This window comes from Sporichthya brevicatena, assembly GCF_039525035.1.
Lineage (GTDB): Bacteria > Actinomycetota > Actinomycetes > Sporichthyales > Sporichthyaceae > Sporichthya > Sporichthya brevicatena.
The window spans coordinates 13,864-33,649 of sequence record NZ_BAAAHE010000023.1; the positions used below are offsets into that span (position 1 = coordinate 13,864).

The 19,786-nt window shown below is 69.4% G+C and carries 17 protein-coding genes; 6 read left to right on the forward strand and 11 right to left on the reverse strand.

Annotation, left to right across the window (positions count from 1 at the left end; all coding sequences use genetic code 11):
- The first annotated feature begins 6 nt into the window (after positions 1–6).
- From ABD401_RS14265 to ABD401_RS14275, 3 genes are read left to right on the forward strand one after another with little or no spacing between them, the layout of a single operon-like run.
- A complete protein-coding gene (locus ABD401_RS14265; protein WP_344605821.1) occupies positions 7–996 on the forward strand; it encodes an LLM class flavin-dependent oxidoreductase in 990 nt (329 codons plus the stop codon).
- Positions 993–1,829 carry an LLM class flavin-dependent oxidoreductase gene (locus ABD401_RS14270; RefSeq protein WP_344605823.1) on the forward strand — a complete coding sequence of 279 codons (837 nt, stop codon included), beginning with the start codon at positions 993–995 and terminating at the stop codon, positions 1,827–1,829. The genes ABD401_RS14265 and ABD401_RS14270 overlap by 4 nt, the downstream gene beginning before the upstream one ends.
- Positions 1,826–2,230 (forward strand): nuclear transport factor 2 family protein, encoded by a 405-nt coding sequence (locus ABD401_RS14275; RefSeq protein ID WP_344605825.1) that lies wholly within the window; start codon positions 1,826–1,828, stop codon positions 2,228–2,230. The genes ABD401_RS14270 and ABD401_RS14275 overlap by 4 nt, the downstream gene beginning before the upstream one ends.
- Positions 2,231–2,244: 14 nt before the next feature.
- Here ABD401_RS14275 and ABD401_RS14280 read toward each other — a convergent pair whose 3' ends face one another.
- Complete coding sequence (locus ABD401_RS14280; protein ID WP_344605826.1) at positions 2,245–3,399, reverse strand: acyl-CoA dehydrogenase family protein; 1,155 nt, start codon at positions 3,397–3,399, stop codon at positions 2,245–2,247.
- A gap of 83 nt (positions 3,400–3,482) precedes the next feature.
- On the opposite strand from ABD401_RS14280, the gene ABD401_RS14285 reads away from it, so the two are divergent.
- Positions 3,483–4,619: a CaiB/BaiF CoA transferase family protein gene (locus tag ABD401_RS14285; RefSeq protein WP_344605828.1), complete on the forward strand. Its 1,137-nt coding sequence runs from the start codon at positions 3,483–3,485 to the stop codon at positions 4,617–4,619.
- A 41-nt stretch (positions 4,620–4,660) separates the two neighbouring features.
- Here ABD401_RS14285 and ABD401_RS14290 read toward each other — a convergent pair whose 3' ends face one another.
- Positions 4,661–6,256: an acyl-CoA carboxylase subunit beta gene (locus ABD401_RS14290; RefSeq protein ID WP_344605830.1), complete on the reverse strand. Its 1,596-nt coding sequence runs from the start codon at positions 6,254–6,256 to the stop codon at positions 4,661–4,663.
- Positions 6,257–6,347: 91 nt separating this feature from the next.
- Between ABD401_RS14290 and ABD401_RS14295 the strand changes: the two genes are divergently transcribed.
- Together ABD401_RS14295 and ABD401_RS14300 are read left to right on the forward strand one after the other, a co-directional pair.
- Positions 6,348–8,333, forward strand: coding sequence for an ATP-binding protein (locus tag ABD401_RS14295; RefSeq protein WP_344605832.1), 1,986 nt, complete (start codon positions 6,348–6,350; stop codon positions 8,331–8,333).
- On the forward strand, positions 8,330–9,925 hold the full coding sequence (locus ABD401_RS14300) for a class I adenylate-forming enzyme family protein (protein ID WP_344605834.1): 1,596 nt from the start codon (positions 8,330–8,332) through the stop codon (positions 9,923–9,925). The genes ABD401_RS14295 and ABD401_RS14300 overlap by 4 nt, the downstream gene beginning before the upstream one ends.
- On the opposite strand, the gene ribB is transcribed toward ABD401_RS14300, so the two are convergent.
- The 9 genes from ribB to ABD401_RS14345 form a co-directional block, all read right to left on the reverse strand.
- Positions 9,919–11,139, reverse strand: coding sequence for a 3,4-dihydroxy-2-butanone-4-phosphate synthase (gene ribB / locus ABD401_RS14305; protein ID WP_425566151.1), 1,221 nt, complete (start codon positions 11,137–11,139; stop codon positions 9,919–9,921). The two genes, ABD401_RS14300 and ribB, sit on opposite strands and share 7 nt — an antisense overlap.
- Positions 11,140–11,197: 58 nt before the next feature.
- Positions 11,198–12,310: an acyl-CoA dehydrogenase family protein gene (locus tag ABD401_RS14310; protein WP_344605838.1), complete on the reverse strand. Its 1,113-nt coding sequence runs from the start codon at positions 12,308–12,310 to the stop codon at positions 11,198–11,200.
- Positions 12,288–13,070: an enoyl-CoA hydratase-related protein gene (locus ABD401_RS14315; RefSeq protein WP_344605840.1), complete on the reverse strand. Its 783-nt coding sequence runs from the start codon at positions 13,068–13,070 to the stop codon at positions 12,288–12,290. The genes ABD401_RS14310 and ABD401_RS14315 overlap by 23 nt, the downstream gene beginning before the upstream one ends.
- Positions 13,071–13,095: 25 nt before the next feature.
- Positions 13,096–14,265, reverse strand: coding sequence for a cytochrome P450 (locus tag ABD401_RS14320; RefSeq protein WP_344605842.1), 1,170 nt, complete (start codon positions 14,263–14,265; stop codon positions 13,096–13,098).
- Between the two features lie 83 nt (positions 14,266–14,348).
- Positions 14,349–15,911: an AMP-binding protein gene (locus ABD401_RS14325; protein WP_344605844.1), complete on the reverse strand. Its 1,563-nt coding sequence runs from the start codon at positions 15,909–15,911 to the stop codon at positions 14,349–14,351.
- Positions 15,912–15,923: 12 nt separating this feature from the next.
- A complete protein-coding gene (locus ABD401_RS14330; RefSeq protein WP_344605846.1) occupies positions 15,924–17,096 on the reverse strand; it encodes an acyl-CoA dehydrogenase family protein in 1,173 nt (390 codons plus the stop codon).
- Complete coding sequence (locus ABD401_RS14335; protein ID WP_344605848.1) at positions 17,093–17,902, reverse strand: enoyl-CoA hydratase-related protein; 810 nt, start codon at positions 17,900–17,902, stop codon at positions 17,093–17,095. The genes ABD401_RS14330 and ABD401_RS14335 overlap by 4 nt, the downstream gene beginning before the upstream one ends.
- Positions 17,903–17,913: 11 nt before the next feature.
- On the reverse strand, positions 17,914–18,666 hold the full coding sequence (locus ABD401_RS14340) for an SDR family NAD(P)-dependent oxidoreductase (protein ID WP_344605850.1): 753 nt from the start codon (positions 18,664–18,666) through the stop codon (positions 17,914–17,916).
- A gap of 90 nt (positions 18,667–18,756) precedes the next feature.
- Positions 18,757–19,497 (reverse strand): FadR/GntR family transcriptional regulator, encoded by a 741-nt coding sequence (locus tag ABD401_RS14345; protein ID WP_344605852.1) that lies wholly within the window; start codon positions 19,495–19,497, stop codon positions 18,757–18,759.
- Positions 19,498–19,786 lie beyond the last annotated feature (289 nt).

Below are 19,786 nucleotides of genomic sequence, written 5' to 3' on the forward strand. Positions count from 1 at the left end.
GGCCTCGTGACGTCGACCGGCAACCGCGCCCCGCTGGAGATCGGGCTGGGTTTCTGGAGCATGCAGTCCACCTACATGCGCCCGATCCCGCGCTCCCGGGTCTACGACGAAGCCGGCCAGGAGGCTCAGCTGGTCGAGGAGCTCGGCTTCGACACGTTGTGGCTGGGCGAGCACCACATGTCCTACGACGGGTACTGCCCGTCGCTCTTCCCGGCGGCCGCCGGGCTGCTCAGCGCCACGAGCACCCTGCGGATCGCGTCCGGGGTGCTGGTCCTGCCGCTCCATCCGGCACCGCGCGTGGCGGAGGGGTGCGCCGCGCTGAACTCCCTCGCTCCGGGGCGATTCCGGCTGGCGGTCGGAATTGGGTACCGCCCGGTCGAGTTCGCCGCCGCCGGGGTCGCGCTGTCCGACCGGGCCGCTCTCACCGACGAACGGCTGGCGCAACTGCGGGGTCCGGATCTGGTGGAGCGGACGGGGCCGACCGACCTGTGGGTCGGCACCGGGGTGTCCGGCGGCGTCGCTCGGGCGGGCCGGTTCGGGGCGTCGGTGCTGCTGATGCCCACGGTCACCAGCCGACGGGTGGCGGCACTGCGCGAGGAGTGGACGGCGGCCCTGGCACAGGCGCCCGCCGCGACACCAGGTCCCCCACGGCGCCTCGGGGTGATGCGCGAGTGCTGGGTCGACACCGACCCGGCGACGGTCGAATGGGCGCGTGGACGACTGATCGAGATGTGGCGGCACTACTCGAACTTCTGGGTCGACGACCCGGTCCCACAGCGCGCCCGACGGGACGAACTCGCCGAACAGATGGGCCGTCAGGCGCTGTTCGGCTCGCCGGACGAGGTGGTCGATCGGCTCAGCCGGCTGATCGCCGCCGGAGCCGACACCATCGCGCTGCGGGTGCGCTTCGACGGCGTCAGCGGTGACGCCCTGCGCCGGTGCCTCCACCTGATCGCCGACCGGGTGCTGCCGCAACTGGGCCGGGTGACCCGGTGAGCGGACCACGGACGGGGATCAGCGCCACCGGGGCGGACGCGGCCGAGATCGTCGAACTCGCCGTGCTGGCCGAAGCGCACAACGTCGACCTGCTCGTGGTCGGCAACGTCCGCGCCGGGCGTCCCAACGGCGACGACACCTACGTGGTGACGGCGGCCGCGGCGGCCGCGGCGCGAACCCGGTACCCGCGCATCGCCGTCGTCCTCGACCTGCGGGGCTCGGCACCGCCGTTGCGGGTCGCCGAGGACCTCGGGGTGCTCGATGTGCTGTCCCACGGCCGACTCGAACTGCTCGTCCGGCAAGGCCCGGACCCGGATCCGTCCCTCACCCGCGACCTCGACTCGGTGCTCGGCGCCTGGACGGCCTGGCCGCTCGACGACGCCGCTCGGCCTGAGCGCTTCCTGCCGGTCACCCCGTCGCCGGTCCAGCCGGAGATCCCCACCTGGCTGGTGGACGCCGCCGACCCGGCGACCGGCCGGTCCTCGTCCCGGGTCGGATCACTGGTCTTTCTGGAGTGGCCGGCCGGCACACCGGTTCCCGACGCGGCCGAACTGCACCGGATCCGCAAGATCCGCGGGGCCGCGGAAGCCACGACGGTGGTGTTCGACCTGGCCGACGTTCCCCGCTCGGACCGGACCGACGCGGTGAAGCTCCTCGGCACCGTCGTCGCGCCGTGTCTGCGTTGCGCAGACGAAGAGGTGGACATCCTCGCGCTCGACTCGGCCGACTGGCTGCTGCGGCGCACCGCCCTGCACGAGCCGCCGAAGCGGAACGACTCACCCGCCAGCTTTGTCAGCCCATCCACCTCGCACCAGAAGGAGACAAGCACATGAGCGCAGTTCAGGCGGCCCAGCAGTTGCTCGACGGATTCGCGGCCGGGGATCTCGCGAAGGCTCTCGGAGCTCTTGATCCGGAACTGGAACTGACCTACTCCGACGCCGTGCCGTGGAAGGGCACCCACCACGGACACCTGGGGTTTCAGACCTTCGCCGGGATGATGCTCGAGCGTTTCGAGGTCGAAGTCGTCGACTACGAGCTCTTCCAGGCGGGAGAGGAACGGGCCGCGAGCCGTGTAGTCACGAAGTTCACCCTGCGGGCCACGGGGGAGAGCGTGACGATGCCGGTCATGGAGTCCTACTGGTCGCGGAACGGCAAGCTCCATCGGATCGAGCCGTTCTACTTCAACCAGACGTTGATCGCCGAGATGTACGCCAAGGGCGGTGCGGCCGGCTGAGCCCGCTGCCGAGGTCAGAAGCTCCGCGGCATGCCCAACGACTCGGCGACGAAGTTGAGCGCCATCTCGTTGGCGATGGGGGCCAACCGGTAGAGCCGGGTCTTCCGCCAGTTCCGGTTGACCCCGCACTCCAGGGTGTATCCGATGCCGCCCATCACCTGCATGCCGAGATCGCACGCGGTGAAGCAGTTCTCGGCGGCGACCGCCTTCGCGGCGGTCGCCTCCGGCCCGCACTCGAGGCCCTGGCTCTGCATCCAGGCGGCGCGGTAGACCATCAGCCGCGCCTGCTCGATCAGAAGGTGCATGCGGGCGACCGAGTGCTGCACCGACTGAAAGCGATCGATCGTGCCGCCGAACGCGTCACGCTGCCCGGCGTAGACGAGCACCTCGTCCAACGCCGCCTGCGCCCACCCGAGGCAGAGCGCAGCGGTGCCGATGCGCTCATGGTTGAGCATCCCGATGAGCTGGTAGAACCCGCGGTCGACCTCACCGATCACGGCGTCGCCGCCCACCCGCACGCCGTCGTAGCTGACGATGTTGGTGTCCTCGCCGGACAGCACCTCGATCGGGTCGATGGCGACACCGGCAGCGTCGGTGTCGACCAGGAACAGCGTGACTCCGTAGGCCTTCTTGCCGTCGCGAGGCGCGCTGGTACGAGCGGCCACGATGAGGTGGTGGGCCGATCGGGCGGCCGAGGTGAAGATCTTGCCGCCCTCGATCACCCAGTCCTCTCCGTCCCGGGTCGCCGTCGTCCGCATGGCGCCGAGCACGTCCGTCCCACCACCGGGTTCGGTGAGCGAGAGCGCAAACCGCCGCCGCCCGGCGACGAGCTCGGGGAGCAGCACCTTCTTCTGCGCCTCGGACCCGGCCGACGCAAGCAGGTGACCGCCGAAGCACATGGTCGGGAACAGCGGGCCGATCACGTCGCCGGCGGCGGACGCCGCCTCCACCACGAGCACCGTGTCGAGCAGATCACCTCCGGAGCCGCCGTACTCCGGGTCGATCCCGATCCCGAGCCACCCCGCACCGGCGAACTTCTGCCAGACGTCCTCGCGGTGCTCCCCCGCCTTCGAGCAGGCAGCGATCTCCTCCGGCGGGCACTCCTTGCGGACGAAGCCGCGAACGGCGTCCTGCAGCATCCGCTGCTCGTCGCTGAGCATGAAGTCCATGCGCTGCCCTTCTCACACTGCCCGACCGATTCGGTCCAATGATATACATCCACGACGACTGTCCGACCTTAACAGGAGACCTCATGCCGGGACCACTCGCAGGGATTCGAGTCGTGGAGATCGCCGGTCTCGGACCGGCACCGTTCGCCGCGATGGTGCTGGCTGATCTCGGCGCCGACGTCATCTCGGTCGACCGGGCGGCCTGGGTCGGCACGGACGAACCGATGGACGTGCTTCGCCGGGGGCGCCGCTCGATCGCGGTCGATCTGAAACACCCTCAGGGAGCGGAGACCGTGCTCCGTCTGATCGAGCACGCCGACGTTGTGCTGGAGGGGTTCCGGCCCGGGGTGGCCGAGCGGCTCGGAATCGGACCGGAGACCTGCCAGACGCGCAATCCCGCTCTCGTCTACGGACGCATGACCGGCTGGGGCCAGGACGGGCCGCTGGCCAAGGTCGCCGGGCACGACATCAACTACATCGCGATCGCCGGCGCGCTCCAGCCCATCGGCCGCGACGGTGAGCCACCGGTGCCGCCGCTCAACCTGCTCGGTGACTTCGGTGGCGGCGGCATGCTGCTCGCGCTCGGGGTACTGGCCGCGTTGCAGGAGCGGAACACCTCCGGGATCGGGCAGGTGGTGGACGCCGCGATGGTCGACGGCACCGCACTGCTGCTCAGCTTCCTGCACGACCAGCGCCACGTCGGCCTGTGGTCGGACGAGCGGTCCAGCAACTACATCGACACCGCTGCCCCCTACTACGACGTGTACGAGACGTCCGACGGGCTCTACATGGCCGTCGGCGCGATCGAGCCGCAGTTCTACGCCGAACTGCTCCGGTTGCTGGAGCTCGACCCGGCGACCCTGCCCGACCAGGAGGACCGATCGGCCTGGCCGGAGCTGAAGAAGCTCTTCGCCGACATCTTCCGGTGCCGCACCCGCGCCCAGTGGTGCTCAGTCTTCGACGGCACCGAGTCCTGCGTGACGCCGGTCCTGGCACCGCGCGAGGTGGCCGACTACCCGCACACGGCCGCGCGCGAGGGAATGATCGCGGTCGGCGACCGGACGCTGCCGGCCCCGGCCCCACGGTTCAGCCGTTCGCGGCCGGGCGTGCCGTCGGCGCCGCCGCGACCCGGTCAGGACACCGTCCGGGTCCTCGCCGAGGCAGGTTTCGACGACAACGCGATCCGCGGGCTGATCGCGTCGGGCGCGGTTGCGGGCTGAGCGAGCGAGCTCAGCGCGGGGCCGGCCGACGCGAGCCCGGGCTACATCCGGAAGACGCCGTAGCCCGGTGCGCCCTTCACCTCGGCCGAGTGGGTCGCCGACAGTGCAACGCCCAGGACGTGCCGGGTGTCGCGGGGGTCGATGATCCCGTCGTCGTAGATCCGCGCGGTGTTCCAGATCGCGGTGGACTCGTTCTCGATCTGCGCCTCGATGGTTTGCTTCATCTGCTCGTCGGCCGCTTCGTCGAACGGCTTGCCCTGCGAGGCCGCCGACTGCCGGGCGACGATCGACAACACCCCGGCGAGCTGGGGCCCGCCCATCACGGCGACCCGGGCGGTCGGCCAGGAGAAGGCGAAGCGGGGGTTGTACGGCCGGCCGGACATGCCGTAGTTGCCCGCCCCGTAGGACGCACCCGCCATGAGGGCGATGTGCGGCACCGTGCTGTTCGCCACCGCGTTGATCATCTTGGCGCCGTCCTTCACGATGCCTTTGCGCTCGTACTCGGCACCGACGATGAACCCCGTGCAGTTGTGGAGGAAGATCAGCGGCTGGTCCATCTGGTTCGCCAACTGGATGAACTGAGCCGCCTTCTCCGCCTCCTCGGAGAACAGCACGCCCGCCTGATTGGCCAGGATGCCGACCAGGTAGCCGTGGATCCGCGCCCATCCGCAGATCAGGGCCGGTCCGTAGTTCGACTTGAACTCGTCGAACTCGCTGCCGTCGACGACCCGCGCCAGTACCTCGCGCACGTCGAACGGCACCTTCGGATCGGCCGAGGCGATACCCAGGAGCTCCTCGGGGTCCTCCAGCGGTTCGGTGACCGGGCCGGGAGCCGGCCCGAGCTTGCGCCAGCCGAGGTGAGCCACGATGTCGCGCGCGATGCGAATGCCGTCCATCTCGTCGACGGCCAGGTAGTCGCAGACGCCGGAGGTCCGGGCGTGCATCTCCGCCCCGCCCAGCGTCTCGTCGTCAGAATCCTCACCGGTGGCCATCTTGACCAGCGGCGGGCCACCGAGGAACACCTTGCTCTGACCCTTGATCAGGATCGTGTAGTCACTCATCCCCGGCACGTAGGCGCCGCCCGCGGTCGCGTTGCCGAAGACGAGGGCGATGCTCGGGACGCCGGCCGCGGACATCTGCGTGAGGTGCCGGAACTGATTGCCGCCGCGCAGATAGAACTCCCCCTGGCTGGGGAGGTCGGCACCACCGGACTCCACCAGGAAGATCAGCGGCAACCGGTTCTCCCGGCAGATGTCCATCGCGCGCAGGATCTTGGTGACCGAGATCGGGTTGATCGCGCCGCCGCGCACGGTCGGGTCATTGGCGATGATCACGCACTCGGCCCCGGAGACGACGCCGATCGCGGTGACCACACTCGCCCCGGTCGGGAACGAGGTGCCCGCCGCCGCCAACGGTGACAGCTCGACCAGCGGACTGCCCAGGTCGACCAGGAGTTCGATGCGCTCGCGGGGCAGCATGCGCCCGCGGGCCCGGTGCCGTTCCACGTACTTCGGTCCCCCACCACCGAGAGCGCCGTCCAGGTGCCCCTGCAGTTCTTTGAGCGCGTGCTCGACCACCTGCCGATTGGCGGCGTAACTGCGCGATCGGGGGTCGACGGTGCTCCTGAGACGCTGCATGGCTCCCCGATCGGTCGTTGCGCGGTCCGGTTCTTGGCAATTCAACCATTGTCCGACATTATGCTGCCAGTCGCCTCTCGTCGGAGTCCATGTGTTTCAGTTCGTTCTGATCGCCAACCGGGGCGAGATCGCGCGCCGCATCGCCCGGACGTGCCGGGAGTTGGGCGTCGGGGTGGGGGCCGTGTACTCGGACCCGGACGCCGACGCGCTGCACGTCCGCGAGGCCGACCTCGCGGTTCGGCTGCCCGGTGCCACCGCGGCCGAGACCTACCTCGACATCGACCTGGTGATCGCGGCCGCGCGACGGATGGGCGCCGACGCCCTGCATCCCGGCTACGGCTTCCTGGCCGAGAACGCCACGTTCGCGCAACGCTGCGCCGACGCGGGCATCACGTTCATCGGCCCCTCCCCCGCCGCGATCGCCTCGATGGGTTCCAAGACCGAGGCCAAGCGCACCATGGCCGACGCCGGCGTTCCGTTGCTCCCCTCCGCCTACCTCAACGACGACGTGGGCGACCCGAGCGAGTTGATCGCCGCGGCCGAGCGCGTCGGCTACCCGCTGCTGGTGAAGGCCAGCGCGGGTGGGGGCGGCAAGGCGATGCGGATCGTCCACGACCCGTCCACGCTGGCCGACGACGTTGCGGCCTGCCGCCGGGAGGCGAGCGGCGCGTTCGGCGACGACACCGTGTTCCTGGAGCGCTACCTCGTCGGCGCCCGGCATGTCGAGATCCAGGTGTTCGGCGATCAGTACGGTCAGGTCGTCCACCTCGGCGAGCGGGAGTGCTCGGTCCAGCGGCGCTACCAGAAGGTGCTGGAGGAGGCCCCGTCCCCGGCCGTCGACACCGAACTACGACAGAACATGGGCGCGGCCGCGGTGGCCGCAGCCAAGGCGATCGACTACGTCGGCGCCGGGACCGTCGAGTTCCTGCTCGACGCCGACGGCCGCTACTACTTCCTCGAGATGAACACCCGGCTCCAGGTTGAGCATCCGGTCACCGAGCTCACCACCGGTCTGGACCTGGTGCGCCTGCAGTTGCTGGTGGCCGCCGGCGAGCGGCTCCCGGAGGACCTGTGGGACCTGACCACCACCGGTCACGCGATCGAGGCCCGGCTCAATGCCGAGGACGTCGAAGCCGGCTTCCTGCCGGCCTCCGGGCACCTGATCCGATTCGCCGTTCCGGAGCGGCCGGGCCTCCGCGTGGACACCGGGGTCGGGTCGGGATCCGAGGTCTCGATCCACTACGACTCGATGCTTGCCAAGGTGATTGTGCACGCCCCGACCCGCGGCGAGGCGGCGGCCGCGCTGGCCAGTGCCCTTCAGCACGCCTGCATCGACGGCGTGACCTCGAACCGGGACCTGCTCGTCGGCGTGCTGCGCGACGCCGACTACCGTGCCGGCGCCACCACCACCGGCTTCCTCGAAGAACACGACCCCGTCCGCCTCTCCCGGCAGGGGCGCGCGCCGCTCGACCGGGCTCGCCCCGCTTATCTCGCCGCCGCCGGCCTCGCCGTGCTGGAGCGCAGCCGCGCCGAGGCGCGGGTGCTCAGCAGCGTCCCGGCCGGCTTCCGCTCGACACCGTCGCAGCCGCAACAGCTCGAGCTGGTGGACGCCGGTACCGCGGTCTCCGTGGAGATCCGCCCGTTGCGCCGGGGGTTCGAGATCGCGCTGGACTCCGAGCCACTCGAGCTCGAGGTGCACCGGAGCACCCCCGCGGGGAGCGAGATCACCCTCGACGAGATCCGACGACGCCTCACCGTGGAGTTCGAGCAATCGCGGATCTACGTCAGCGGGCCGGAAGGCGTCCTGCCGCTCGCTCTGCGCAGCCGCTTCGCCGACCCGCAGGACCAGATAGAGGCCGGCTCGCTGGTCGCCCCGATGCCCGGCACGGCCGTGCGGGTCCTGGCGACCGAGGGGGCACAGGTGGCCGCCGGCGACCCGCTCGTCGTGCTGGAGGCGATGAAGATGGAGCACACCATCCGGGCGACCGCCGCGGCGGTCGTGGCTGCGGTCCGGGTGAAGACCGGTGATCAGGTCAACACCGGCGAGGTGCTGGTCGTCCTGGAGGAGGAGACATGAGCCGAGGAGCGGCCCTGGGCGTACCGTCCGACGAGCTGCTGGGCATGACCCTGGGCGAGGTGCTCGCGGCCCACACCCGGGCGCACCCCGACCTGCCCTATCTCCGCGTCGACGGCGTCGACCACACCTACGCCGAGCTCTGGGCCCGGTCCGGCAGCGTGGCGACCGCGCTGGCTCGCCGCGGGCTGCGCCGGGGCGACCGGGTCACCACATGGCTCCCCAACGGGATCGAGTGGGTGGTCAGCGCGCTGGCCCTGGCGCGACTCGGAGTGGTCAACGTCCTCACCAACTCCCGCTTCCGATCCCGGGAGGTGGGCGCCCTGGTGGCCCGGTCCGGCTCGCGCGGGATGATCACCGAGTTCGCGCCGGACGGGGACTTCGCCGCCGAACTCGGAGACAGTTCCGCATTGGAGTGGACCGTCGCGATCAACACCGATTGGGCTGATCTGACGGCAACTCAGCCGGCCGACGACGAGGTGACCGCCGCGGCCAGCGGCTTGACGCCGCAGGACACGCTGTACGTCATCTACACCTCCGGCACGACGGGGCTGTCCAAGGGCAGCATGACCCGCCAGGGGCCCGCGCTGAAGAACGCCTTCAACAGCGGTGTCCGGATGGGATTCACCGACGACGACCGGCTCCTCTGCTTCCTGCCGATGTCGCACACCTTCGGCGCGGTGAACGCATTCCTGAACACGTTCACCCACGGTGCCCGGCTGGACCTGGAGCGGGACTTCGAGCCGAAGGTGGTGCTCGACGCCATCTCCGACCGCGGCGTCACCGCGATCTTCGGTGTTCCGACGCACTACACGATGCTGGTCAGCGAGTACCGCAGCGCCGGCGGCACCCACGACGTGAGCACCCTGACGAAGGGGTGCATCGCGGGCGGGGTGATCGCACCCGAACTCAGCGAGGCCCTCGAGTCCGAGCTGACGATCACCGGCCTGACCCAGGCCTACGGGATGACCGAGTCCACGGCTCTGATCAGCCAGGCCCGTTGGGACGACCCGATCGAGGTGCGCATCGGCACGACCGGGAAGGCTATGCCCGATGTGCAGGTGCGCCTGGTGGACGGCGAGACCGGCGCCGAGGTGGCCGTGGGCCGGCCTGGTGACATCCTGATCGGCGGCTTCGGCGTGCATGCCGGTTACCTGGGTATGGACCGGGACCCGTCGATGCGTGACGACGGCTGGTGGAGCACCGGCGACATCGGATCTCTCGACGAGGCCGGCAATCTCACGATCCTCGGCCGGTCGAAGGACATGTACAAGACCAGCGGGTTCAACGTCTACCCGGCCGAGGTCGAGGCGTTCCTGGTCCGGCACCCGAGCATTGCCGAAGCAGCGATCGTCGGGATCCCCCACCCGATCAAGTCGGAGACCGGCGTCGCGTTCCTGATCCCGTCGCCCGGGTGCACGATCGACGAAGCGGACGTGCACGCCTTTGCCCGCAGCGGGATGGCCGGCTACAAGGTGCCGGATCATTTCCTGGTGGTCGAGGATTTCCCGCGCAGCTCCGCCACCCTGAAGATTCAGAAGCACGAGTTGCGCGCTCAGGCGATCGACCAGCTGGCGGACCCGAGCAGTCAGTGAGCCGTCGGCCGTGAGCAGGTCGGGTCCGTGCCGAGATCCAGCGAGTGACCCATCCGGTCGCGCTTGGTCCGCAGGTACCTGATGTTGTCGGCCGTCACGACCGGCCGGGTGGACACGCGGTCGACGAGTTCGAGATCGAATCCCGCCAGGCCGCCGTACTTCTGCGGATTGTTCGAGATCAGTCGGATCCGGTGGACGCCGAGATCGGCGAGCATGGCAGCGCCGATGCCGTACTCGCGGGAGTCGACCGGGAGCCCGAGTGCGATGTTGGCGTCCAACGTGTCGTAGCCACGTTCCTGCAGCGCGTAGGCCTGGAGTTTGTGCCCGAGACCGATCCCGCGGCCTTCATGGCCACGGAGGTAGATCACGACCCCGGCGCCTTCGGCCGCGATCAGATCGAGTGCCTGCTGCAACTGCTCACCGCAGTCACAGCGACCCGAGCCGAACACGTCCCCCGTCAGGCACTCACTGTGGACCCGGACGAGCGCTCCCCGCGGATCGGCGTCCGCGACGGCCAGATCGCCCAGCGTCAGGGCGATGTGCTCGATGCCGTCGGCCGCGCTGCGATAGGTGGTGGCGACGAACCGGTTCCCGCCGACCGGCAGTTGCGCACGGCCGGTCCGCGCGATCAAGCCCGCGTTGCGCCGTCGTTCCCGGACGAGGTCGTCGACGTGCACGAAGGTCAACCCGTGGCGCTCGGCAAACTCCCGAGCCTGCACTCCCGCCATGGGGACCCCGTCGTCACCGACCAGCTCGGTGATCACGGCCACCTCACCGGCCCCGGCCAGCGCCAGCAGGTCGACCGCCGCTTCGGTGTGCCCTGCGCGTTTCAGCACTCCGCCGGGCCGGGCGCGAAGGGGAAAGATGTGGCCGGGACGCCGCAGCTCGGCCGGCGAGGTCGCCGGGTCGGCCAGCGCCCGGACCGTTCTCACCCGATCGGCCGCGGAGATGCCCGTCCCCGTGCCGATGTGATCCACCGTCACCGTGAACGCGGTGCCATGGTTGTCCGTGCTGGCGGCCACCATCAACGGTAGGTCGAGTTCGTCCGCCCGCCGGTCGGCCATCGGAGTGCAGACGATGCCGCTGCCGTGACGCAGGAAGAACGTCATCTGCTCGACGGTGATGGCCGACGCCGCCATGATCAGGTCGGCCTCGTTCTCCCGGTCGTGCTCGTCGGCAACGACGACCATCCCGCCCTGAGCAAGCACCGCCACGGCCTGCCGGATCGCGGACGGGCACCCATCCGCACCCTGCGCCGTTGTTGCCACCACGTCAGAGTCCGATCCGCTGGGCCAACTGCTCGCGATGGTGGGTGGCGTCCCCGAACATCACGGCGGTGGTCTTCGCACGCTTCAGGTACAGCTGCGCACTGTGCTCCCACGAGAGACCGATGGCGCCGTGGACGAGGACGTTCTGCTCCGCGGCGTACAGGAATGCATCGCCGCAGTGAGCCTTGGCCAGGCTCGCCGCCGTGGCGCCGACCTCGCCTCCGACCCCGGTTGCGTGCAGCGCGTAGTACGCGGCGCTCCGCGCCGACTCGACCCGGACCAGCACGTCGGCACACAGGTGCTTGATCGCCTGGAACGACCCGATCGGACGGCCGAACTGCTTGCGGATCTTTGCGTGGTCGACCGCCATCTCCAACGTCCGCTGCGCACCGCCGAGGCTCTCCGCTGCCAAAGCCGTCGCCGCGATGTCGAGGACCCGCGCGAACGGCCTCCAACTCGGGGAGATCTGACCGATCAGGCGCGCCGGCACGTCATCGAGGACGATGTGCGCCTGCGGGCGGGTGAGGTCGACGACCTGCAACGCCTCGCGTCGGATCCCGGACGCCGGTGCGTCCACGGCGAACAGGCCGCCGCCCTCGGGAGAGCGGGCGAACACGAGGAGCAGGTCTGCGCCGGCGCCGTCACAGACGTAGGACATCTCGCCATGGAGAATCCAGTCGCGGTCCCCCGGCCGAGCCGTCACCGTCACGCCCGCGCCCTCCCACGTGGCGGTCGTGCCGGTGAGACCGACGGTGGCGAGGAGAGAGCCGTCCACGATCCTCGGCAGGTAGTCGGCGTGTGCCCCAGGGTCGTCGCAGGCCAGGAGGGCGGCCACCGCCAGCACCGCGCTCGAGAAGTACGGCACCGGCAACAAGGCTCGCCCGAACTCCTCCAGGACGACCCCTACCTCGACCCAGCCGCAGCCTGCTCCGCCGAAGAACTCGGGAACCGCCAGTCCGAGCAGCCCCATGCCGGCAACCTGGTCGTACACCTTCGGGTCGAAGCCGCCCGGTAGGTCGGCCACCCGGCGCAGGTCGGTGTCGGCTGCGTGATCCCGGCACAGTTCCCGGACGGCGGCACGGAGGTCCGACTGCTCAGGCGTGAACGCGAGCCGCACGGTTCTCCCCTTCCGCCGCCCACGCGGCCGGGCGACGGTCGCGGAATGCGGCTACGCCTTCCGCGGCCTCCGCGGATCCGAACATCTGCCGGGACAGCACGGTCATCTCTGCGAAGGCGGCGTCCCGTTCGAGCTGTGGCACCCGTCGAATCAACGTCTTGATCTGCATCTGTGCCTGCGGTCCCCCGGCGAGGAGTTCGGCGAGCAGGCCCGCCACCTCCGCGTCGAGTTGATCCATGGGAACCGCGCGGTTCACCAACCCCGTTGACGCCGCCTCCGCGCCGCCGATACGGCGGCCGGTCAGCATCAGTTCAGCCGCGACCGCGCGTCCCAGCTTCGGCAGGACGATTACCGAGATGATGGCGGGGGCCACCCCGAGGCGCACCTCGCTGAAGCCGAAGCGGGCTTCCGCACTGACCACCGAGATGTCGCAGGCGGCGGCCAGACCCACGCCACCACCGAGGCAGTGTCCGGCGATCCGGCCCACGACGGGCTTCGGCGCGTCGAGGATCAACTGGTAGATCTCGGTCGGGCTCCAGCGGGGAGCACCACCCCCGCCCCGAAGGTCGGCCCCCGCGCAGAAGGTGGACCCGGTGTTGGTCAGAACGATCACCCGCACGGACTCGTCCGCGCACGCGCGCGCAAGGCCGTCGCCGAGACCGTTGACGAGGGACTCACTCAGGGCGTTCCGGTTGTCCGGTTCGTCGAGAGTCAGGGTCGCCACGCCGCCGCGGACCTCGGAACGCACACCGCCGCTCATACCGATGTCGTCGAGCCGTCGCCGGTCAGGCGTCGTAGCGGACGTGCAGGGGCACCCAGTTGCGAAGGATGACCTCCGTCAGCTGCGGTGGCTCCTCGTCGGTGTCCAGACGGAGATTCGGCAACCGGTCGAGCAAGGCCTCCACCGCGAGCTTCAGCTCGTTCCGCCCGACCCAGGCTCCGGGACACAGGTGCGGGCCGACGCTGAAGCTCACGTGCTTCCCGCCCGCCCGAGCGATGTCGAAGGTGTCCGGGTCGGCGAACATCTCGGGGTCGCGGTTGGCCGAGGCGATCGACGTGTACAGCTGGGCGTCCTTGGAGATGGGGCAGCCCGAGATCTCGTCGTCGTCGTTGGCCGCCCGCCAGAAGATGTGCACCGGCGGGTCGTACCGCAGCGACTCCTCAAGGAAGTCGGGGATCAGCGTACGGTCGTTCAGCAGACGCTCGTACACACCGGGAAGAGTGAGCATCCGGTACGCCGCGTTCGCGATGCTGCGGGTAGCCGTCTCGCTGCCGGCCATGAGGATGTCGCGAACCGTGACCTGAATCAGGTCCTCCTCGGACAGCAGCTTCCCGTCCTCCTCAACCGTCATGAGGAACTGGAGCAGGTTCTCCTTGGGCGACCGGCGCTGTGCGGCGATGACCTCGCGCATGCGCTCGTCGACCTTGGCCTGCCACTTCTGCGCCTCCTCGAGAGCGGAGAAGTCGTCCGACGGCGCGTTGAAGAAGGCAGCGCGGGCGTTGCGGTAGCGCACCAGGTCCGGGAGATCGTCGTGCTCCATCCCGAAGAGCAGACCGATCACGTTGGCCGGGAACGGGTCGGCGAGGTCGCGGTACAGCTCCGCCTTGCCCACCTCGCCGGCCGCGACGAGACGGTCCATCAGACGGTGCAGTTCCGGTCGGATGATGGTGTCGAGGAACGGCGTGACCGTCTTGAAGTTCAGCAGCTTCCGGAAGGTGACGACGCGGTCCTTGGACTGGTGCTCGTCGTACGCCTCGCCGGGACGCGCCTGCAGGCGGAACCGCTTGGCATTGAACATGACCTCGTACACGTCCTGGTAGCGCGTGATGAACTGCCCCTGCAGGATCGGGTCGAAGTAGACCGGGCAGTTCTCCCGCAGGTCCTTCAGATATTCGTACGGCTCACCCGGCGTCTGGTGGAACAGCGAGCGGGTCGCGTCTGAAACGTTGGTCACGGTGACGTCCTTCCGACGATCCGCGGGGGCTGTCGACGGGCCGATTCAACTCGAGAACAGTCCGACAGTCAACTGTCTGACATTTATGATTGCGCGGTCTGCTCCCGCAGCACGCGCTTGAGCACCTTCATCGAGGCGTTCTTGGGCAGCTCGCCCACGATCCGCACCTCCTTGGGGATCTTGAACCCCGCGAGCCGACCCCGGCAGTGGTCGAGAACGGCCGCGGCGTCCACCTGCGCGTCGGCCCGAGCGACGACGGCGGCGGTCACCCGCTCCCCCCAGGTCTCGTCGGGCACCCCGAAAACGGCGACCTCGCTCACGCCCGGCAGAGCCGAGATCACGATCTCGACCTCTCGCGGATAGACGTTCTCCCCGCCGGTGACCACCATGTCCTTCTTGCGATCGACGATGTAGAACAACCCCTCGTCATCCATCCGCGCAAGGTCGCCGGTCCGCAGCCAGCCGCCGGCGAGCACCTCGGCGGAAGCTTCCGGATTCCGCCAGTAACCCGCCATCACCTGATCACCGCGTACGACGATCTCGCCGATCTCCCCCACCGGTACGTCGTTCAACTCGTCGTCGACGAGCCGGACGGCGGCCAGGCATTCGTTCCGGCCCAGCGCGGCCAGCAGGTGTGGCTCGCCGTCGGCGGCCCGGCGGTGCTCCTCCGGACCGAGCACGAGGACGTTGCCGGACACCTCGGTCTGGCCGAAGTTCTGGACGAAGTCCACGTCGAAGCGCTCCATGCTCCGGCGCAACAGGTCGGGCGGCATCGAGGAGGCGCCGTAGGCAATCATCCGCAGTGAGCTCAAGTCGGCGGTCTCGATCGTGGGGTGCGCCAGCACCATGTTCAACATCGTCGGTGCCAGACCCGTGTGCGTGATGCGGTGCTCCGCGATCGCCGCGAGGAACGCACCGGGCTCGAAGCCGGCCGTGAGGTACACGGTCGCCTGCCGCAGGTGATACTGAAGGGTCATCACGGCGGCGACGTGGGACAGCGGGAAGCTGAACAGCTGCCGGTCGTCCCGACTCGGATGCCACTCGAGCATGACGTTCAGCATCGCGCTGACGAGGCTGCGGTGGGTCAGCATCGCGCCCTTCGGCGCCCCGGTCGTTCCGGAGGTGTAGATCAGCCACGCCGTCTCGGCGTCGCGCTCCGGGTCACCGGCCCCGGGGCCGGACGACCCCGCGGAGTCCGCCGCGGAGGAACCGAGGGCCAGGAACTCGTCGTACGGGGTCAGGCCCGCCGGCGGGTCGGCCTTCCCCAGGACGACCACGCGTTCGATCGATGACACCCGCGACCGGATGTCACTGAGCCGCTCAGCGTGCTCGGCCCCGACCACGAGGACGCGCGGTTCGGCGTCGCGCAGGATCCCGTCGACCTCGTAGGCGGTCAGCCGTTGGTTCACCAGAGTGAGGATCGCCCGACCCTCGGGTACGCCGTAGAGGCAGTCGAAGTACTCGACGCAGTTGTCGGCGACGATCGCGACACGATCGCCCGGAGACGTCGTCGCCGCGACGGCGGCGGCGAGGCGGCGCACTCGACCGGAGAGCTCCGCGTAGGTGTACTGCACCCCGGCGCTTACCAGCGCAGGGTGGTCCGGGCGCTTGAGCGCCGAGCCGTGGAGGATGTCGCTGAGCTGCATGGCAGATCCTTCCTAGCCGCGGGGCATGCCCAACAGGCCCTCGGCGATCGCGTTGCGCTGCATCTGATGGGTGCCGCCGCCCAGGCTCAAGGCGAGAGAACTGACGATCCGTTCGCTGATCGCTGCGACGTCCCGATCGTCATCCGGGAAGGCGAAGGCGCGCGGTCCCAGGAGCCGCGCCCGGAGTTCGTTGAACTGCACATTGATCGTGCCCACCGCGAGCTTGCCCGCGGCGGCAGCGCCCAGCGGAGGTTCGTCGCCCGGTGGGGCGCTCGCCTGCCGGATCGCCCCGAGACGCTGAACGGCCAGTGCCTCCCACAGGGCGAGGAGCTCCGCGCGGTAACGCCCTCCGCCCGGCGGGGCCAGACGGACGAGATCCTCGAACTGCGCGGCCAGACCGGCGTAGGAGGCCATCGACAGCCCACTGCGTTCGGAGGCCAGAACCCGTAGCGCGGCCAGCGCGCCGTCACCGAGCTCACCGACGACATTGCCTCGTGGCACCCGGACGTCGTCGAAGAAGACCTCGGCGAACTCAGCCGGCCCGCCCAGTTGACGGATCGGTCGCACCGTGACACCGGGCGACCGCATGTCGACCACGAAGCAGCCGATGCCCCGGCGACCGGTCGACCCGGGTTCGGTTCGCGCCAACATCAGGCCGAAGTCGGCGTGGTCCGCGGTACTGCTCCAGATCTTCTGACCGTTGACCACGAGTACGTCGCCGTCCGGGACGGCCGTGGTGCGCATGCCGAACAGGTCCGAGCCGGCCTCGGGCTCGCTGAACAATTGACACCAGAGGTGCTCACCGCGCGCGACCGGGGGCAACCACGTCTGCTTCTGCTCCTCGGTGCCGAGGGCCAACAGCAGCGGCGTGAGCATTGCGACACCGACGAGGTTCACGGACGAGTTCGCCCCGACGGCGGCCATCTCCTCGACCTGGACGAGTTGCTCGCCCAGGGAGCGCAACCGGCCGCCGTACTCAGGTGGGCTGACCGGTAAGGCATATCCCGCCGCTGCCAGCCGACCGTGCCAGGCCAGGGTCGGAGGGAGCGAGGCATCCGGGTCGTTGCGGTCGAACGGCGGCGCCGGGTCGGTGGCGAGATGGTCCCGGATGCGGCCGCGGAACTCCTCTTCGGCCTCGTCCGTCACCACGGCTCCTGGGAACCGGGCGAACACGTCCACGCTCATGGTCCGACGTCCAGCAGATCGGACCCGAAGGGTTCATCGCGATGGCGCAGTGCCGCCCGCAGCCCATCGGTCCGTGCGTGCTCGGCGAACGCTTGCGCCGCCGGGCTCCCGTGGGCGATCGCGTCCGCCCGCGCGGCGAAGGCCTGGAGTTCCTCCCGGCCCATCAGATCGAGTCCGTGGTTGATGACCCGCTTGTTGGCGATCAGCATGTCCCTCGCCACCAACGCCATGTGGTGCGCCAGGCGCATCGTCTCGGCCTCCAACTCTGCCGCCGGCACGGACTGCAGTGCGAATCCGATCTCCGCGGCCATGCGGCCGGTCATGGAGTCACCGGTCAGCAACAGTCGCTTCGCCCACTGGGGACCGACGTGGTAGATCCACATCTGGGTCAGCGCAACGCCCATGGAACGGACGGCCGGGAAGCCGATCTTTGCGTCGTCAGCGACCAGAACCAGATCACAGTGCCCGGCGAGGTCGGTGCCGCCGGCGAGGCAGTACCCGTGCACCTGGGCGATCACCGGCAGCGGCGACAGGAGCACCCGCGCCCACCGATTCGACAGCCCCTGCAGATGCTCGACGTTGTCGTCGAGGCTCCGCGTTCCGTAGCTTCCGGTGCCCATGTCGTAACCGGCGCTGAACGACTTGCCAGAGCCGCGGATGACCACGACGTTGACCGACTCGTCATCACCGGCCGCTTCCACGGCAGTCGCAATGGCCTCGGCCACGTCGACGGAGATGGCGTTGTGCACCTCGGGACGGTTCAGAGTCAGGATCAGCACCGCGCCGTCCTGCTCCTGCAGCAGCATGGAAGGCCGGCTCAGGTGTAGGCGCCCTGCGAGAGCAGGCCCCCGTCGATCCCCAGCACCTGGCCGGTGATGAAGCCCGCGTCGTCCGAGGCAAGGAAGGAGATCCCGGCGGCGATCTCGTCGGGCCGGCCGAGTCGGCCCATCGGGGTCTGGTCACGCACCGGGTTGAGGAAGGAATCGGCGCCGGCCAGCATCGGGGTTTCCACGATGCCGGGGGCGACCGCGTTCACCCGGATGTTCTGCCGCGCGTACTCGATCGCCGCTTGCTTGACCAGGCTGATCACGCCGCCCTTGCTCGAGGCGTAGGCGGCCAGGCCCTTGATACCACCGACCGCAGCACCCGAGGTGACCAGGACGCACGAACCGCCACCCTGCGCGATCATCGTCGGCAGCACGGCCTTCATCGCGATCCAGTCCGCGGTGAGGTTGATGGTCAGGACACGCTCGAACTGCTCACGGTTCTGACCGACCACGGTGTCGAGCACCTGGGCGAGGACGCCGTGGACGAGCGCCAGCGAGTCGATCCGGCCGCCCGAGCCGGTGATCTCCTCGACGAGGGCCGTCCAGGCCGTCTCGTCGGAGGCATCCATCGTGTGGGCGATCAGCGCACCGGGCCCGGGGTCCTCCTTGGCCGTGGTGTCGACGTTCGCGACATCGACACAGTGGACGGTCGCCCCCTCGCCGGCGAGCCGAATCGCGGTCGCCCGACCGATCCCGGAACCCGCTCCGGTGACGATGATCGTCCTGCCTGCGTGGTTGTTCACGGGATCCCTCGTTCCTCGTCGGCAACTCGAGGGGACCGTAGTACGTACTTCGCTAACCAGTCAACTGTCGGACTTTTGCCTGATGGCGCGTCAGAGAATCTGGTGCTTCTCCAAGTAGTCCAGATGGGTCAACATGGCTTGCTCCGCGGCCTTGGGGTCGCCGTTCTCGATGGCGCGGACGATCGCCACGTGCTGGCGAACGGTACGACGACCCACCTCGGCGTCGAGGTGGAGGTGGTCGACCGGTTGCGCCACCTGGTGCAGCGCGCTGACGAAGGCAGCGACCACCCGGTTGCCCGAAGCCTCGCTGATCGCCGAATGGAATCGGACGTCCAGGTCGGGCACGGCCGGATCGTCGTGGGAGATCGACTTCTCCTCGGCAATGATCTGGCGCAGCGTCACCAGATGCTCCTCCGTGCGGTTCTGGGCAGCCAGGCGCGCGGCCGGAACCTCGAGGAAGCGCCGAACCTGGCTGGCTTCCTGGTAGCCGAACGAGCCGACCCGGAGCAGGTTCTCCAGATCCTGGCCCAGTTCCTCGCTGAAGGACTCGTGGTTGAGGCTGCGCACGAAGCTGCCGCCGCCGGCCCCCGGAACCTTCTGGACCAGTCCGTCCGCGACCAACGTGCGCAACGCCTCGCGCACCGTCGTGCGAGACACCCCGAAATCCTGCGCCAGAGCCATCTCGCTGGGCAGCTTGTGACCCGGGCCGAGGACCCCTGAGCGAATCGCTTCGCGAATCTGGGTCTCCACCTGCTGCCGCGGCCGCTGCACCGCCATCACCGAGAACGCCTGGTCGGTCGGGGTGCCAGCGAGCCGCTCCTCCGTCGCCACAGAAGGCTCCTTTCGGGGCTCGCCATCGTAGTAAGTCCGACTTTTGAAGTCTCACTTTAGCCTAGACACGCGGGCGCGCCCGACTGGCACGGCGATGGAATTCCTCTACCCCCGCGCCGGGTCCGGCATTCGTCGACAGCCGCCCCGAGCCTCGGCCGGCGCCGGACCGGTGCCGGTCCGACAAATGCAAATGCTGCCGCGGATTGATTGTCTGCTCTCAGTCTGCCACACTAAATGTCCAACACTTAGATTTGGTCGCCGCGTCCGCCGCGCACCGAAAGAGGGGTGA